The organism is Serratia sp. (in: enterobacteria) (genome assembly GCF_046715635.1).
GTDB lineage: Bacteria > Pseudomonadota > Gammaproteobacteria > Enterobacterales > Enterobacteriaceae > Chania.
In genome coordinates this window covers 1-17050 of the sequence record NZ_JBKJYW010000428.1, presented here as the reverse complement: position 1 = coordinate 17050, position 17050 = coordinate 1, and the positions used below count along the sequence as shown (strand labels likewise).

Here is a 17050-nt window from a genome sequence, read left to right as displayed (position 1 = left end):
AATGATTGAACGCGGTAAATTTCGCTCACTGACCCTGGTTAACTGGAACGGTTTTTTTGCCCGGACCTTTGATCTCGATGAATTGGTAACCACGCTTTCGGGCGGTAACGGGGCGGGTAAATCCACCACCATGGCCGCTTTCGTCACGGCGCTGATCCCCGATCTCACCTTGCTGCACTTTCGCAATACTACCGAGGCTGGTGCAACCAGCGGCTCGCGCGATAAAGGTCTGCACGGCAAATTACGTGCCGGGGTCTGCTATTCCACACTGGATGTGGTGAACTCGCGGCATCAGCGCGTCGTCGTGGGTGTGCGCTTGCAGCAGATCGCCGGTCGCGACCGCAAAGTGGATATCAAACCTTTCGTCATCCAGGGATTGCCGACGGCCATTCAACCTACGCAGATCCTGACCGAAACCGTCGGTGAGCGTCAGGCGCGGGTGCTCTCGTTGCAGGAACTGAAAGAGCGGGTGGAAGAGATGGAAGGGGTGCAGTTCAAGCAATTCAACTCCATCACCGACTATCACTCGCTGATGTTCGATCTGGGGGTGATTCCTCGCCGGCTCCGCTCTTCCGCCGATCGCAGCAAGTTCTATCGCCTGATTGAGGCATCGCTTTACGGCGGTATCTCCAGCGCTATCACCCGCTCACTGCGCGACTACTTGCTGCCAGAAAATAGCGGCGTGCGCAAAGCGTTCCAGGATATGGAAGCCGCGCTGCGGGAAAACCGTATGACGCTGGAAGCCATTCGCGTCACGCAGTCCGACCGCGATTTGTTTAAGCACCTCATTTCGGAAGCGACATCTTATGTGGCGGCAGACTATATGCGCCATGCCAACGATCGCCGCATCCATCTCGACAGTGCGTTGGTGCTGCGTAATGATCTGCTGACCAGCCGCAAGCAGTTGGCCCATGAACAATTCCGCCATGTTGATATGGCGCGTGAATTGGCGGAGCACACCGCGTCTGAATCCGATCTTGAAACCGATTATCAGGCCGCCAGCGATCACCTGAATCTGGTGCAGACCGCCATGCGCCAGCAGGAGAAAATTGAACGTTATGAATCTGATCTTGAAGAATTAACCTACCGTCTTGAAGAGCAGAACGAAGTCGTGGCGGAGTCCAGCGAACTTCATGCCGAACACGAAGCCCGTTCTGAAGCGGCTGAGCAGGAAGTGGATGAACTGAAAAGCCAGCTTGCAGATTATCAGCAGGCGCTGGATGTGCAGCAAACACGCGCAATTCAATACCAGCAGGCGCTGCATGCGCTCGAAAGAGCCCGTGAACTCTGCCAGCTTCCGGATCTGACGGCAGACAATGCCGAGCAATGGCTTGATACGTTCCAGGCGAAGGAGCAGGAAGCAACCGATATGTTGCTGATGCTCGAGCAGAAAATCAGCGTTGCTGATGCCGCGCACAGCCAATTCGAGAATGCTTACCAGTTGGTGGTAAAAATCGCGGGCGAAGTCAGCCGCAGTGATGCCTGGAAGACGGCACGCGACCTGCTGCGCGACTGGTCATCCCAACAGCATCAGGCTGAGCGGGTACAACCGCTACGTATGCGTCTGTCTGAGCTGGAGCAACGCCTGCGCGAACAACAGGATGCCGGGCGTCAGTTGCAGGAGTTCAGCAAGCGCTGCGGTCAGGATTATCAGCCTGAGGATCTGGATGAACTGCAGGCTGAGCTTGAACAACAGATTGAAGAACTGACGCTCTGCGTGTCGCAGGCGGGTGAGCGCCGCATGGAAATGCGTCAGGAGCACGAGCAGTTGCAACAGCGCATCAAAGCCCTTACCGCCCGGGCACCGGTCTGGCTGGCGGCGCAGGATGCGTTGTCGCAATTGAGCGAGCAGAGCCGCGAGCCGCTGGAAACCAGCCAGCAGGTTACGGAATACATGCAGCAATTGTTGGAGAGCGAACGTGAGACTACCGTCGAACGTGACGAAATCTCCGCGCGTAAACGTATCATTGATGCGCAAATTGAGCGTCTGAGCCAGCCAAGCGGTGCTGAAGATCCGCGTATGATCACGCTCGCTGAACGCTTTGGTGGTGTTCTGCTGTCTGAAATTTACGATGATGTCACCATTGATGACGCACCCTATTTCTCCGCGTTGTACGGTCCATCCCGTCATGCCATCGTCGTTCCTGATCTGTCGTTGATTCGCGATCAACTGGACGGATTGGAAGAGTGCCCGGAAGACTTGTATTTAATCGAAGGGGATCCGCAGTCCTTTGATGATAACGTCTTTGGTGTGGAAGAGCTGAACCGCGCAGTAGTGGTCAAAATTGCCGATCGTCAGTGGCGCTATTCACGTTTCCCTGAAGTGCCGCTCTTTGGTCGCGCTGCGCGTGACAACCGTTTGGACGTGCTGCATAAAGAGCGTGAAGATCTGGCTGAACGCTACGCCACGCTCTCTTTCGATGTACAAAAAATTCAGCGTGCGCATCAGGCGTTCAGTCGTTTCATCGGCAGCCATTTGGCTGTCGCTTTTGATAATGATCCTGAGGCTGAAATTCGCCTGCTTTCGACCCGTCGCAGTGAGATTGATCGCGCGCTGAATGCCCATGAAGGGCAGAACCAGCAGCAACGTCAGCAGTATGAGCAAGCAAAAGAGAGCGTGGCAATACTGAATCGCTTGCTGCCTCGTGTTGCGCTGCTGAGCGATGAAACGTTGGAAGATCGTGTTGAAGAGATGCGTGAAGAGCATGATGAGGCGCAGGCATCAGCACGATACATTCAGCAGCATGGCGCATCTCTGGCAAAATTGGAGCCATTGCTGTCCGTGTTGCAAAGCGATCCTGAGCAGCATGAACAATTGAAAGAGGATTATGCCCAGGCGCAGCATGTGCAGCGTCTGACCAAGCAGCAAGCGTTCTCCCTGACGGAAGTGGTACAGCGTCGCTCACACTTCGGCTATACCGACTCGGCGGGCATGCTGACCGAAAACTCCGATCTGAATGACAAACTGCGCCAGCGCCTGGAACATGCCGAAGCCGAACGTACGCGCTGTCGTGAACTGTTGCGTCAGCATCAAACCCAATTTACCCAGTACAGTCAGGTTCTGGCGTCGCTGAAAAGTTCCTACGATGCCAAGCGTGACATGCTCAAAGAGTTGGGGCAGGAGTTACAGGATATTGGCGTTCAGGCAGATGCCAGCGCTGAAGTTCGCGCCCGCACTCGCAGGGATGAATTGCATGCCGCACTCAGCAATAACCGTGCCCGTCGCAATCAGCTTGAGAAGCAACTGACGTTCTGTGAAGCTGAAATGGACGCGTTACAGAAGAAACTGCGCAAACTTGAGCGTGACTATTACTTGATGCGTGAACAGGTGGTGACGGCGAAAGCTGGCTGGTGTTCCGTGATGCGTCTGGTCAAGGATAATGGCGTGGAGCGCCGCTTGCACCGCCGCGAACTGGCGTATATGGACGGTGACGAATTACGTTCGATGTCGGATAAGGCATTGGGGGCGCTGCGTCTTGCCGTGGCGGATAACGAACATTTGCGTGATGTGCTGCGTCTTTCAGAAGATCCCAAACGTCCTGAGCGTAAAATCCAGTTCTATATCGCCGTTTACCAACATCTGCGCGAGCGTATCCGTCAGGATATTATTCGTACCGATGATCCGGTGGAAGCGATTGAACAGATGGAGATTGAGCTGGGTCGCCTGACCGAAGAGCTGACGGCGCGCGAGCAGAAGCTGGCGATTAGCTCAAAAAGCGTCTCCAACATCATTCGTAAAACCATTCAGCGTGAACAGAATCGTATCCGCATGCTGAATCAGGGATTGCAGGCCGTCTCCTTTGGTCAGGTGAAGAGTGTACGCCTCAATGTGAACGTGCGTGAAGCCCATGCGACACTGCTTGATGTGCTCTCTGAGCAGCAGGAGCAGCATCAGGATTTGTTTACCAGTAATCGCCTGACCTTCTCTGAAGCGCTGGCAAAACTGTATCAACGCCTGAATCCGCAAATCGACATGGGGCAGCGCACGCCGCAAACCATTGGTGAAGAACTGTTGGACTACCGCAACTATCTGGAAATGGAAGTTGAAGTCTTCCGTGGCTCTGATGGTTGGTTACGGGCTGAAAGTGGTGCGCTGTCGACCGGTGAGGCGATCGGTACCGGGATGTCGATTCTGGTTATGGTGGTACAGAGCTGGGAGGAAGAGTCCCGTCGCCTGCGTGGAAAAGATATTTCCCCATGCCGGTTACTGTTCCTCGATGAAGCGGCGCGTCTGGATGCGAAGTCGATCGCCACGCTGTTTGAGCTTTGCGATCGTCTCGAAATGCAGTTAATCATTGCTGCACCGGAGAATATCAGTCCAGAGAAAGGCACAACCTACAAGCTGGTGCGTAAGGTATTCCAGAACCATGAGCATGTACATGTGGTGGGCTTGCGCGGCTTTACGCCAATGGAACCTCCCGTTGTGACCAGTCATTCCACGGAGAATTAGACTTCCTCTTGAGAATACGTCACGCGCTGTACAAAAAGTCGCCAAAAGGCGACTTTTTTCATCTGCTTAGCGCATTAGCAGAACAAACTTTATTTGACGTTATAGGTAAAATGACGCCAATATTCGGTAGCAAACGTTTATTATTTATCGGCAAAGCAAAAGCCGCTTTCTGTTTGTATACTTAAACCAATAATCAGTGCTGAATAACGGGTTGCCCGTTATTTTTTGACATTATCAGGGGGCAAGGGATGATGCTTAAGAGCGAACGTTCTCTTAGACGGATAGTTGTGGGCTGTGCACTTGCGTATAGCCTTTCGCCTGTTTTTCAGGCGTGGTCAGCTATGCCAACGCTTCCTGGGGTATCGCATGCGATATCCGCTCAGCAGGGTAGCAACGAGTTATTGTCGGCATTACCAAAAAGTATTAAACCTTTTTTCCTTTCTACCTTGTCCTCGCTGTATGCCTCTAATCAGATGCAACCGATGTGGCAAGACAGTGGGGCCGTCCAACAGTTCGAGCAACAATTGGCTGAACTGGCTATTTCCGGAATACAACCACAGTTTACCCAGTGGGTACGGTGGTTGAGCGATCCGGCGGTAACCGGTATGGCGCGTGATATTGTGCTGTCCGACGCGATGCTGGGCTACTTGCAGTTCACATCCGGCGTTGGTGCCAATGGCAGTAACTGGCTCTATACTTCTGTACCTTACAAAATGTCGGTGCCCGCCAGCACGGTGATTAATCAATGGCAGATGGCATTGCGCAATGGAACGCTGGACAGCTATGTCCGTACCCTGGAACCCCACCATCCGCAGTATGCAAAAATGCATAAGGCCTTGAAAGCTATGCTGACGGATAACCACCCATGGCCACAAATGGTCAATAGTCCGAGCTTGCGTCCGGGCCAACTGAGTGATGATATTCCGGCTTTGCGAGAGATTCTGGCACGCAGTGGAATGATGACACCTCAGCCTATTGCCAAGAGTGTGGATGAAACCGTACCGGTCCAGACGCCAGATAAAAATGTTCCGGCGGTCGATGACGATCTTTCTGTTGATGAAAGTGTCGCGCAGAATAATACATCACCGACGGTGGTGAGTCCTGCCGCAGCGCCTATTCAGGATGTTGTGGCACCACCGAATACCAGTGCAGGTGCTTCCCCTGTTCCTGCCGTTGCGGTAGTCGACAATCGCTACACGGACGATCTGGTGGAAGGGGTGAAACGCTTTCAAAAATGGCAGGGTTTGGAGGATGACGGAATCATTGGCAAGCGTACGCGTGACTGGTTGAACGTGACGCCACAAACCCGTGCCACCCTGCTGGCGCTGAACATTCAGCGCTTGCGTATTTTGCCTGGTAATGTCGAAACCGGCATTATGGTGAATATTCCCAATTACTCGCTGGTTTACCATCTCAATGGCGTGGAAGTTCTCTCTTCACGGGTTATCGTCGGTCGTCCAAGCCGTAAAACGCCGCTGATGAGCAGCGCACTAAACAACGTGGTCGTTAACCCGCCATGGAATGTCCCCACCAAACTGGTGCGTGAAGATATCCTGCCTAAAGTGATGGGGGATTCGAGCTATTTACAGCGCCATGGTTATATGCTTATTTCGGGGGGTGGTGATGCGCAAGTGGTCGATCCTTCAATGATTGACTGGAGTATGGTGTCTACGCGTAACTTCCCGTATCACATCCGCCAGGCACCGGGTGCCTCGAACTCGCTGGGGCGCTTCAAGTTCAACATGCCAAGTTCGGATGCGATCTATTTGCACGATACGCCGAATCATAATCTGTTCCAGAAGGATATCCGCGCGCTAAGTTCCGGTTGTGTACGCGTCAACCGTGCCTCGGATCTGGCTAACATGCTGTTGATGGACGCGGGATGGAATAATGCCCGTGTCAATTCGACATTAAAAGCGGGCAACACGACGTTTGTTCCAATCCGCCACCGTATCCCGGTTCAGCTTTACTATCTGACTGCCTGGGTATCGGATGACGGGAAACCGCAATTCCGCACAGATATTTACAATTATGACAATACAGTGAGATCTGGTGCACAAATCCTTCCACAAGCTGAACTTTTACTGCAATAAATGCAGTAAATCTCAATAAGTAACGGTCTGATAATTGGGTACTACGATGAGAGTCTTATCCTGTGGCTCTCATCGGCCTTTCTGCAACGCGGGTTGACTCGCTTTGCGATGACGGTTAAGGTTCGGGAAGCACAGTAATGTGCTTATTTTTTGACTCTTTTGCCGGGTATCAGACAGTTCATGGATCAAATAGATAATCATCGCCGTAAATGGTTGGCATTAGGTACTGCCGCTATGGGGATCGCACTGCTTCCAGGGCAGGCGTTCGCAACTCTCTCAACTCCTCGTCCGCGTATTTTAAAGTTGAATAACCTGAATACCGGCGAATCCATCAAGGCTGAGTTCTTTGACGGAAAAACGTATAACAAGGATGAGTTAGCCCGGTTGAATCATTTGTTTCGTGACTACCGAGCCAACAAAATGAAAACCATTGATCCTCGTCTCTTCGACCAACTCTATCGGTTGCAAGTGTTGATGGGGAACAATAAGCCAGTTCAATTAGTTTCAGGTTACCGTTCGCTGGTAACCAATGACGATTTGCGAAAGCACGGACGGGGTGTTGCGAAGCACAGCTATCACACCCAAGGGCGCGCCATGGATTTTCATATCGAAGGCCTGCAACTCAGTAATATTCGCAAAGCGGCATTAAAAATGCGGGCGGGTGGTGTAGGATTTTATCCACGCAGTAACTTCGTGCATATTGATACCGGCCCGGTTAGATCCTGGTAGTTATCAGCATGTTGGGTTAGCATACGGGCAATAGTCATTATTGCCCGTCATTGCCCGTCGTGGAGCTTTATGAAATATCTCATTATTCCAGTCACCGCCTTCAGCCAAAACTGTTCATTGATTTGGTGTGAAAAAACCAAGCAGGCCGCCATTGTTGACCCCGGCGGTGATGCAGACAGAATTATCCAACAGGTTGCCAACCAGGGTGTAGAAGTTAAGCAGGTCCTTCTGACTCACGGTCATCTGGATCACGTCGGCGCGGCTGCAGAGATCGCCGCCCACTATCAGGTGCCAATAGTTGGACCACAGAAAGAAGATCTTTTCTGGCTGGATGCGCTGCCAGAGCAGAGCCGGATGTTTGGTCTGGAAGAGTGTGCACCGCTGTCACCGACTCAGTGGTTGGAGGAGGGTGATGAGGTCAGGGTGGGTGACGAGACGCTGTCCGTTCTGCACTGTCCCGGTCATACGCCGGGTCATATCGTCTTCATTAATCAGACGCAGCGCCTGGCAATATCCGGTGATGTTTTATTCAACGGTGGAGTGGGTCGCAGTGACTTCCCTCTTGGCGACCATCAGGCGTTGATTAATGCGATCCGGACTAAATTGTTGCCTCTGGGTGATGATATGGCGTTTATTCCCGGCCATGGTCCTCCCATGTCGACATTCGGTCAGGAGCGCAGGAGTAATCCTTTCCTGCAAGATGAACTGCCTATCTGGTAAACACCCGTCATACTTCACGCTGCAGGTGCGTTGACTGCGTCCTCGAACCCCAGTCACATAGTTATCTATGCTCCTGGGGATTCTCGGCCTTGTCGCCTTCCCGCAACTCGAATTATTTAGGGTGTCTACCCGCCATACTTCAAGCTGGAGATGCGTTGACTGCGGTCTTAAACCTCGCTCAAGTAAAAAAGCCAGCGGAGATAATTCTTCCCGCTGGCTTTTTTACTGCTCAGGCGCTGTGATTACAGCACAGCGACAATGGCTTCACACAGTGGAGCCATATTGTCTGGGGTCATGCCAGCTACGTTGACTCGACCTGAGTTCACAGCATACACCGCAAACTCATTACGCAAACGCAGTACCTGTTCTTTGGTCAGGCCACTGAACGAGAACATACCGTTCTGCTCAATGATGAAGCTGAAGTCCTGCTCTGCGCCTTTTTCTCGCAGCGTATTAACAAACAATTGACGCATGCGGTGAATACGCTGACGCATATCAGTCAGTTCCTGCTCCCAAATGGCACGCAGTGCTTCATTACCCAGAATAGTGGCAACAATCGCGGCACCGTGTGACGGCGGGTTGGAGTAGTTGGCGCGGATACCCGCTTTAACCTGGCTGAATGCGCGCTCTGCGGTTTCAGCATCAGCCGCAACCAACGTACAGGCACCCACGCGCTCGTTGTACAGACCAAAGTTTTTGGAGTAGGAACTGGCAACCAGCAATTCATTATGGCTGGCAGCAAAAATGCGCAAGCCTTGGGCATCTTCTTCCAGACCCTTGGCGAAACCTTGATACGCGAAGTCAAACAGTGGCAGCCAACCTTTCTTCGCAGAGATTTCGGCTAACGCAGCCCATTGCTCTGGCGTTGGGTCAATCCCTGTCGGGTTATGACAGCAACCGTGGAACAGAACCACATCACCGGCTTGCGCGGCTTGCAGGCTCTTGACCATGCCATCAAAGTCCAGCGCATGATTGGCAGCATCGTAGTAAGCATATTCAGCCACGTCCAGACCGACTGAAGAGAAGACGTTCTTGTGGTTAGGCCAGGTTGGATTGCTGATCCAGATACGTTTGGCATTGGTCTGATTGGCAATGAAATCGGCTGCAACACGTAAACCACCGGTACCGCCAGGGGTTTGTGCGGTTTTTGCACGCTTGTCACTGATGATGGCGCTGTCCTTGCCAAACAGCAATTCCTGAGTGCAACTGGCGAAAGCGGGCAGGCCTTCAATGCTCAGATAATTTTTGGTGCTTTCGTTTTCCAGCAGATACTGCTCTGCTTTTTTAACGCTGGTCAGAACCGGGGTTTTACCCGTTTCATCTTTATAGACGCCAATACCCAGATTAATTTTGGTAGGGCGTTCGTCAGCGCGGAAAATGTCAGTCAACCCCAGAATAGGATCGGCAGGTGCGGCAGTGATTTTCTCAAACATGTCAGAAGCTTCCGTGGCTTGGTGTTTATCGGTCAGAGGTATCAGGTTACCGCCAGTTAACGGCTTTGCCAACCGTTTGCGATAAGAAAGAAAAGATTGTTATGCAAGCAGGCTCGCAATGAGGAAAACTTAACAAGAAGGGGAGAGAAAAAGGATCGTTTTTATGTTTTTTAACCACTAAAAAATGCAAAAGGCAGAGCCGAAGCCCTGCCTTAACTATCATTCAAACTGAACCACTACCATCTAAACTAAACGTTCAGATAAACAGCGGAATTAGAACTGGTACACCAGACCAACAGCAACGATATCATCGCTGTTAACATCCAGTGGGTTGTCGTCGTTAATCTGATTGATCAGGTAATCAGCATAAACAGACATGTTCTTGTTGAAGTAGTAAGTCGCGCCGACATCAATGTATTTAACCAGATCAGCATCACCTACGCCTTCGATGTTTTTGCCTTTAGACTGGACGTATGCCAGAGATGGGCGCAGACCGAAGTCGAACTGGTACTGTGCAACCAATTCAATCACCTGGGTTTTGTTAGCAAAACCGGGACCGCTTGCAGCGCCAGGGGCTACAGATGAAGCCAGAACGTCGATTGCAGACAGGTTACGGTATTCAGCATACATTGCAGCCAAGTACACGTTGTTTGCATCATATTTCAGAGCAGTTGCCCACGTTTCAACTTTATCACCGCTACCGATAGCTGAGTTAGCCTGGCCATCAACACGGTCAGACGCGCCGTAGGCACCAGAAATGCCAACACCGATTGGTGAGGTGTAAGAAGTTGAAATACCATAGCCGTCACCGTTAGCACGCTCCAGGTCGCCACGGTCATTTTTACCCTGGTACTGTACTGCGAAATCCCAGCCATCAACCAGGCCGAAGAAGTTGTTGTTGCGATAAGTAGCAACGCCAGTGGTACGACCAGTCAGGTAGCCATCGGTGTAGGCAGAGTCGCCACCGAATTCTGGCAGCATGTCGGTCCAGCTCAGGGGGTCGTAAACAACACCGTAGTTGCGGCCATAATCGAATGAACCGTAATCAGCAAATTTCAGACCAGCGAAGCCCAAACGGGTTTTGTTACCGGTTTGTGCGTCTTCACCATTTTCAGTGTGGTTCGCTTGAATGTTGTATTCCCACTGGCCGTAACCGGTCAGTTGGTCAGTGATTTGCGTTTCACCTTTGAAGCCAAAACGGACGTATGACTTGTCGCCGTTGCTGCCATCGTTGTCGGAGAAGTAGTGCAGACCGTCAACTTTACCGTACAGATCCAGTTTGTTGCCGTCTTTGTTATAGATTTCTGCTGCGTTTGCTGCACCAGCAGCCAGCAGAGCCGGGATAACCACTGCAAGAATGTTGCGCTTCATCATTATTAATTACCCTCATTGGTGTTATTTGGACACCTTGCCACTGCCGACAATAATTTAGGGAACTATTGTTGAGAGTTTGGTGTCTCCTGTGTCTGAACGCAGTGTTCCATTCACTGACCTGTTAATCCACACCGAAAATGCTACGAATCCCCTAATCCTGTTTCAGAAAGAAACTATGTATTACAAAATGTAAAAAATAGGGAACTTTGTGACAAAGGTCTAAGTTTAAAAATGTAAAAGGCCAGCATTGCTGGCCTCTGTTTTGTAACAAAATTGTATTTATACTGAAGAAATATAGCTTTAGAACGTGGCGTTTCGTGGTGTTCTTGGGAACGGGATCACGTCCCTGACATTTTGCACGCCAGTGACATAGGCGATTAAACGTTCAAAACCGAGTCCAAAGCCGGAATGCGGTACGGTACCGTAGCGACGCAAATCGCGATACCACCAGTAATCTTCTTTATTCAGACCCATCTCTTCCAAACGCGCATCCAAAATATCCAGACGCTCCTCACGCTGCGAACCGCCGATGATCTCGCCGATTCCTGGTGCCAATACGTCCATGGCCGCGACGGTTTTTCCGTCAGCATTCATACGCATGTAGAAGGCTTTGATGTCCTTCGGATAGTTCTTAACTACGACGGGTGCTTTAAAGTGTTTCTCAGCCAAATAACGCTCGTGTTCAGAGGATAGATCGATACCCCATGAGACATCATTCTCAAACTTCTGACCGCTCTTAATCAGAATCTCAACGGCGTCGGTATAGTCAACCTGGGCGAAATCGGAGGAAACGAATCTTTTCAGACGATCCATGGCATCTTTATCTACCCGTTCATTAAAGAACGCCATGTCGTCAGCACGTTCATCAAGCACGGCCTGGAATACATATTTCAACATTTTCTCGGCCAGCGCGGCCGCATCATCAAGCGTTGCGAACGCGACTTCTGGCTCAATCATCCAAAACTCAGCCAGATGGCGGCTGGTATTGGAGTTTTCAGCACGAAAAGTGGGACCGAAAGTGTAAACTTTTGACAACGCACAGGCGTAGGTTTCGCCGTTCAACTGACCCGAAACGGTCAGGAAGGCCTCTTTACCGAAGAAGTCTTCGCTAAAATCGACTTTACCTTCATCGGTGCGCGGCAGGTTTTCCAGATCCAGCGTGGAAACGCGGAACATCTCGCCAGCACCTTCAGTATCGGACGCAGTAATCAGCGGGGTGGAAACCCAGAAATAACCGTTTTCATGGAAAAAGCGGTGCAGCGCCTGCGCCAGGGTATGGCGAACGCGCGCCACAGCACCAATCATATTGGTACGTGGGCGCAGGTGGGCGACTTCACGCAGGTATTCGATACTGTGGCGTTTAGCCGCCATCGGATAGGTATCGGGATCGTCGACCCAACCCACGACTTTCACCGTGGTCGCCTGAAGTTCAAAACTCTGGCCTTCACCAGGGGACGCAACAACCGTGCCGGTTACTTCAACCGAACAACCCGTGGTCAGGTGCAGAACCTCATCCTGATAATTGGGCAGAGAATTATTAACGACGGCCTGTAAGGGATTAAAGCAGGAGCCGTCATAAACGGCGAGGAAGGAGATACCAGCTTTAGAATCTCTCCGGGTACGCACCCAACCGCGGACGGTGACTTCGCTGTCAACCGCAGCACGGCCTTGCAGTACGTCGACTACAGGCACAACGCTCATAGATTTCTCTCTTTAATAAATGTTTATTCAGGATAACGGACACCCCAATTCCGGGGATTTTGCTATGTTACTTACCGTGGTGCAGGACACAAGCAGAAATAGCGGCTCTGGGGCAACATTTGTTGCGTTTACGTGGAATAGAGGCGTAAGACGGGAATTAATCGCAATCAGGAAGGAAAAGTGGTGGTTGCGCGCACAGACCGCGGCAGTTATCTGCGCACGGCCTGTGAATTGGCGATCAACTGGCTTTTTTCACCAGAGGCAAATCGAAGGCTTTGCGTAGCGCTTTAACAAACGCTTGGTCATGACAGATGGTTTTACCTGGGCTATCTGACAATTTGGCTACGGGTTTTCCGTTGCATTCCACCAATTTAATCACGATGTTCAGTGGTTTCACCCCGGGAATGTCGCAGGTCAGACGAGTACCAATCCCGAAAACCAATTTTACCCGCGTGTAGAAATGGCGGTACAGATCCAGCGCCTTGTCCAGATCCAGATTATCGGAGAACACCAGTGTTTTGGTCATTGGATCGATACCCAGCTTCTGATAGTGGGCAATCGCTTTTTCTCCCCATTCAACCGGATCCCCAGAATCATGTCGCAACCCGTCATAGCGGTTGGCAAACTGAGCGCCGAAATCCCGCAGAAAGGCGTCCATAGCGATGCAATCTGTCAGGGCGATACCGAGTTGTGCTGGATACTCATCCAGCCAGGCCTGCAATGCAGCCCGCTGACTGTTGGCCAGCACGGGACTGATTTGCTGATGCGCCTGGAACCATTCATGGGCTTGGGTGCCGACAGGTGAAAGATTCAGTTGACGAGCCAGATCGTAGTTGCTCGTCCCGACCAAATAAGGAAACTCGGCTTTCAAGGTGCTGACGATAGCGTGCTGGACCTTGCCTGAAAAACGGCGGCGTGTGCCAAAATCCATCAGTTTGAAATGCGAGATATCAATATCTGACGCCATCTTTTTGAAACGCGCCAGCTTCTTGTGTAACTGGTCTACTGCCATTTCGACAGTAACTTGTGACGAACGATGTCGATGCACCACTTCGCTGATCACCGCCAGCAAAGGCACTTCCCACATGATCACTTCACGCCAGGGACCTGCAATGCGGATCGTGAGCTTACCGTCCTGGTTGATCACTTCGACCTGCTGCGGCTTGAAGCGAAAATCCTTCAGCCAGTGCAGATAGTCTTCCTGGAAAAAGGGCAGGCTGCTGAGGTAGTGGTATTCGGCCTCTGTCAGCGCCATTGCGCTCATCATCTTGACTTGCGCGCGGATTTCCTCAGCATATTCACCCAGTAATTCATCACCACGGCATCTGAATTCCGCCGCAACAGTAATGTTATGGTATCTGTGATAGACCGCTTGCTGCATATGCAGCTTATAAGCATCGGTATCGAGTATTGAGGTCAAGAGCGGGGAAGCGTATTGGGTCATGGCGCGTTACAGCGTCCTCGTTAGGAGCAATTCCACATTCGGGATAATCGTCAAAGTTGAAGGAGTATACCTTGATTATCCTGTTATTGAAGTCTCATCACACCATAAAAGCACGGCACAGGTCGAGGATTAAACGTGCCCTCGGCGTTAAGTTATGTTTTTTAACGTTACCATTTTGCAACCTGCCCGTAACCAGAATAGACTCGTTGAACATAACTTACTGAACGTTGAAAGGGTTTTTTATGACACATCAACCGCAAGCAAAATTCCGTCACGATTATCGTGCTCCGGACTACACCATTACCGATCTGGATTTGAATTTTGAACTGGATGCGGAAACGACCAAAGTCACGGCGACCAGTGAGATTAAACGCCTGGGAGCCATTGGCGCGCCGCTGGTATTGAATGGCGAAGACCTGACGTTGGTGAGCGTTAATGTTAATGGGCAACCCTGGCCTAGTTTTCAGCAACTGGAAAATACGCTGATTATCAATCAACTGCCTGATACATTCACGTTAACCATAGTAAATGAGATCCACCCGGCTAAAAACAGTGCCCTTGAAGGGCTGTATCTCTCCGGCGAGGCATTGTGCACCCAATGTGAAGCCGAAGGTTTCCGCCACATTACCTATTATCTCGATCGTCCAGACGTTTTGGCACGTTTCACCACCCGGATTGTTGCGGATAAAGCGCGTTATCCTTTCTTGTTGTCCAACGGCAACCGTATCGATCAGGGCGATTTGGGTGATGGGCGCCACTGGGTAAAATGGCAGGATCCGTTCCCGAAACCCTCTTATCTGTTTGCTTTGGTCGCCGGGGATTTTGATGTTTTGCGTGACACCTTTACCACCCGTTCGGGTCGTGATGTCGCGCTCGAACTCTATGTTGACCGCGGTAATCTTGATCGTGCCGATTGGGCGATGGCTTCACTCAAGCAGTCCATGAAGTGGGATGAAACCCGTTTTGGCCTGGAGTACGATCTCGACATTTATATGATCGTGGCCGTCGATTTCTTCAATATGGGGGCGATGGAAAACAAAGGGCTGAACATTTTCAACTCCAAATATGTGCTGGCCAAAGCGGAAACCGCTACGGATAAAGACTATCTGAATATAGAAGCGGTGATTGGTCACGAATATTTTCATAACTGGACCGGCAACCGCGTGACCTGCCGCGACTGGTTCCAATTGAGCTTGAAAGAGGGGCTGACGGTATTCCGCGATCAGGAGTTCAGTTCTGATTTGGGTTCGCGCCCGGTAAATCGTATTGATAATGTACGCGTCATGCGTGGCGCTCAGTTTGCTGAAGATGCCAGTCCGATGGCGCATGCGATCCGCCCGGATAAAGTCATTGAAATGAATAACTTTTATACGCTGACAGTGTATGAAAAAGGGTCAGAAGTGATTCGTATGATGCATACGCTGCTTGGAGAAGAGAAATTCCAGGCGGGTATTCAGCTCTATTTTGAACGTCATGACGGCAGTGCCGCCACCTGTGATGATTTCGTTCAGGCAATGGAAGACGCATCAAATGTCGATCTTTCCTTATTCCGCCGCTGGTATAGCCAGGCGGGGACACCGGTGTTGACCGTGCGTGATGAATATGATGCGGAGCATAAGCAATACCGTTTACATGTTAGCCAGAAAACCCCGCCTACCGCCGATCAAGCTGAAAAGTTGCCGCTGCATATCCCTCTGGATATTGAGTTGTATGATGAAGCAGGGAATGCCATCACATTGCAGCGGGACGGCAAGCCGGTCCACCATGTGCTGAATGTCATGGCCGCTGAGCAGACTTTTGTTTTCGATGGTGTGGATCACATGCCGATCCCTTCTTTATTACGTGAGTTTTCTGCCCCGGTAAAACTGGATTATCCCTACAGTGACCAGCAACTGACATTCCTGATGAAACACGCCACCAACGAATTTTCACGTTGGGATGCGGCGCAGAGTCTGCTGGCCACATACATCAAACTCAACGTCGCGCGTCAGCAGCAGGGACAGGCGCTGTCTCTACCACTGCACGTTGCCGATGCTTTCCGCGCCGTATTGCTGGATGAGAATCTCGATCCTGCACTTGCAGCCCAGATTCTGACGTTGCCGTCGGAAAATGAGATTGCTGAGCTTTTCGACACCATCGATCCATTGGCTATTTCCGCGGTGCATGAAGCGATTACCCGTTGTCTGGCAACTGAAATGGCAGACGAGTGGCTTGCTGTTTACAACGACAACAAGATTGCTGAATACCGTGTAGTACATGCTGATATCGCCAAACGTACGCTGCGCAATGTATGCCTGCACTATCTGGCATTTGGGGATACCAAACTGGCTGATAAGTTGGTGAGTGACCAGTATTATCACGCCGATAACATGACCGACTCTTTGGGTGCCCTGAGTGCTGCGGTCTCTGCGCAATTGCCTTGCCGGGATACGTTGATGACCGAGTTTGACGAGCGCTGGCATCAGGATGGATTGGTGATGGACAAATGGTTTGTTCTGCAAGCTACCAGTCCGGCGGCGGATGTGTTGGATAAGGTCAAATCGCTGTTGAACCACCGTTCGTTCACGCTGAGTAATCCCAACAGATTGCGTTCACTGATTGGTGGATTTGCCTCTGGCAATCCGGCAGCCTTCCACGCGGTTGACGGTAAGGGTTATCAGTTTCTGGCTGAGATTCTTAGGGATCTGAATACGCGTAACCCGCAAGTGGCAGCGCGACTGATCGAGCCACTGATCCGTTTGAAACGCTATGATGCACCTCGGCAGGTGATGATGCGGGGGGCGTTGGAGCAATTGAAGGGATTGGAGAATTTGTCTGGCGACCTTTATGAGAAGATCAGTAAGGCGCTTGATGCGGGGTGAGTTTTTTATTGCAATTTTGATATTTCTGACTTTCAAAAGAAGGCTTTGTTGGTTGATTGCTTTGGGTTTTGTTTCGTTCTTCCAGTGTGAAGATCGGCAATCAAGCAGGGGACAAAAGCGTGTCCCCTGCACCCGCGCTTTCCGCAGCATGAATTGCCCGCGTTGCGGGTGCCCTCGGTTGTCATTCCGGCGGACGGGTCGGCTTTAGGCTACAGGTCCCTGTAGCCGGACGCCTTTCGCCGCCG

9 protein-coding genes are annotated in these 17050 nt (G+C 51.3%); 5 read left to right on the top strand and 4 right to left on the bottom strand.

The genetic code is table 11. The annotated features are described in order from the left end of the window. The first annotated feature begins 1 nt into the window (after position 1). The 4 genes from mukB (at position 2) to ACLQ7H_RS22315 (ending at position 7992) form a co-directional block, all read left to right on the top strand. Complete coding sequence (gene mukB, locus ACLQ7H_RS22330) at positions 2-4450, top strand: chromosome partition protein MukB (RefSeq protein WP_411754551.1); 4449 nt, start codon at positions 2-4, stop codon at positions 4448-4450. Positions 4451-4698: 248 nt separating this feature from the next. Then, entirely contained in the window at positions 4699-6543 is a 1845-nt protein-coding gene (gene ldtD / locus ACLQ7H_RS22325; protein WP_411754550.1) for a L,D-transpeptidase, read from the top strand. Between the two features lie 180 nt (positions 6544-6723). Beyond that, positions 6724-7272, top strand: a complete 549-nt coding sequence (locus ACLQ7H_RS22320) for a DUF882 domain-containing protein (RefSeq protein ID WP_411754549.1) — start codon at positions 6724-6726, stop codon at positions 7270-7272. 69 nt (positions 7273-7341) lie between these two features. Beyond that, positions 7342-7992: an MBL fold metallo-hydrolase gene (locus ACLQ7H_RS22315; RefSeq protein WP_411754548.1), complete on the top strand. Its 651-nt coding sequence runs from the start codon at positions 7342-7344 to the stop codon at positions 7990-7992. A 242-nt stretch (positions 7993-8234) separates the two neighbouring features. Here the strand turns inward: ACLQ7H_RS22315 and ACLQ7H_RS22310 are convergent, their stop codons facing one another. The 4 genes from ACLQ7H_RS22310 to pncB form a co-directional block, all read right to left on the bottom strand. Next, a complete protein-coding gene (locus tag ACLQ7H_RS22310; RefSeq protein WP_411754547.1) occupies positions 8235-9425 on the bottom strand; it encodes an amino acid aminotransferase in 1191 nt (396 codons plus the stop codon). 273 nt (positions 9426-9698) lie between these two features. Beyond that, a complete protein-coding gene (gene ompF / locus ACLQ7H_RS22305; protein WP_411754546.1) occupies positions 9699-10799 on the bottom strand; it encodes a porin OmpF in 1101 nt (366 codons plus the stop codon). A 300-nt stretch (positions 10800-11099) separates the two neighbouring features. Next, positions 11100-12500: an asparagine--tRNA ligase gene (gene asnS / locus ACLQ7H_RS22300; protein ID WP_114196147.1), complete on the bottom strand. Its 1401-nt coding sequence runs from the start codon at positions 12498-12500 to the stop codon at positions 11100-11102. Positions 12501-12738: 238 nt separating this feature from the next. Further along, positions 12739-13944 (bottom strand): nicotinate phosphoribosyltransferase, encoded by a 1206-nt coding sequence (gene pncB, locus ACLQ7H_RS22295; protein ID WP_411754545.1) that lies wholly within the window; start codon positions 13942-13944, stop codon positions 12739-12741. 242 nt (positions 13945-14186) lie between these two features. On the opposite strand from pncB, the gene pepN reads away from it, so the two are divergent. Beyond that, positions 14187-16805 (top strand): aminopeptidase N, encoded by a 2619-nt coding sequence (pepN, locus tag ACLQ7H_RS22290; protein ID WP_411754544.1) that lies wholly within the window; start codon positions 14187-14189, stop codon positions 16803-16805. The last annotated feature ends 245 nt before the right edge of the window (positions 16806-17050 follow it).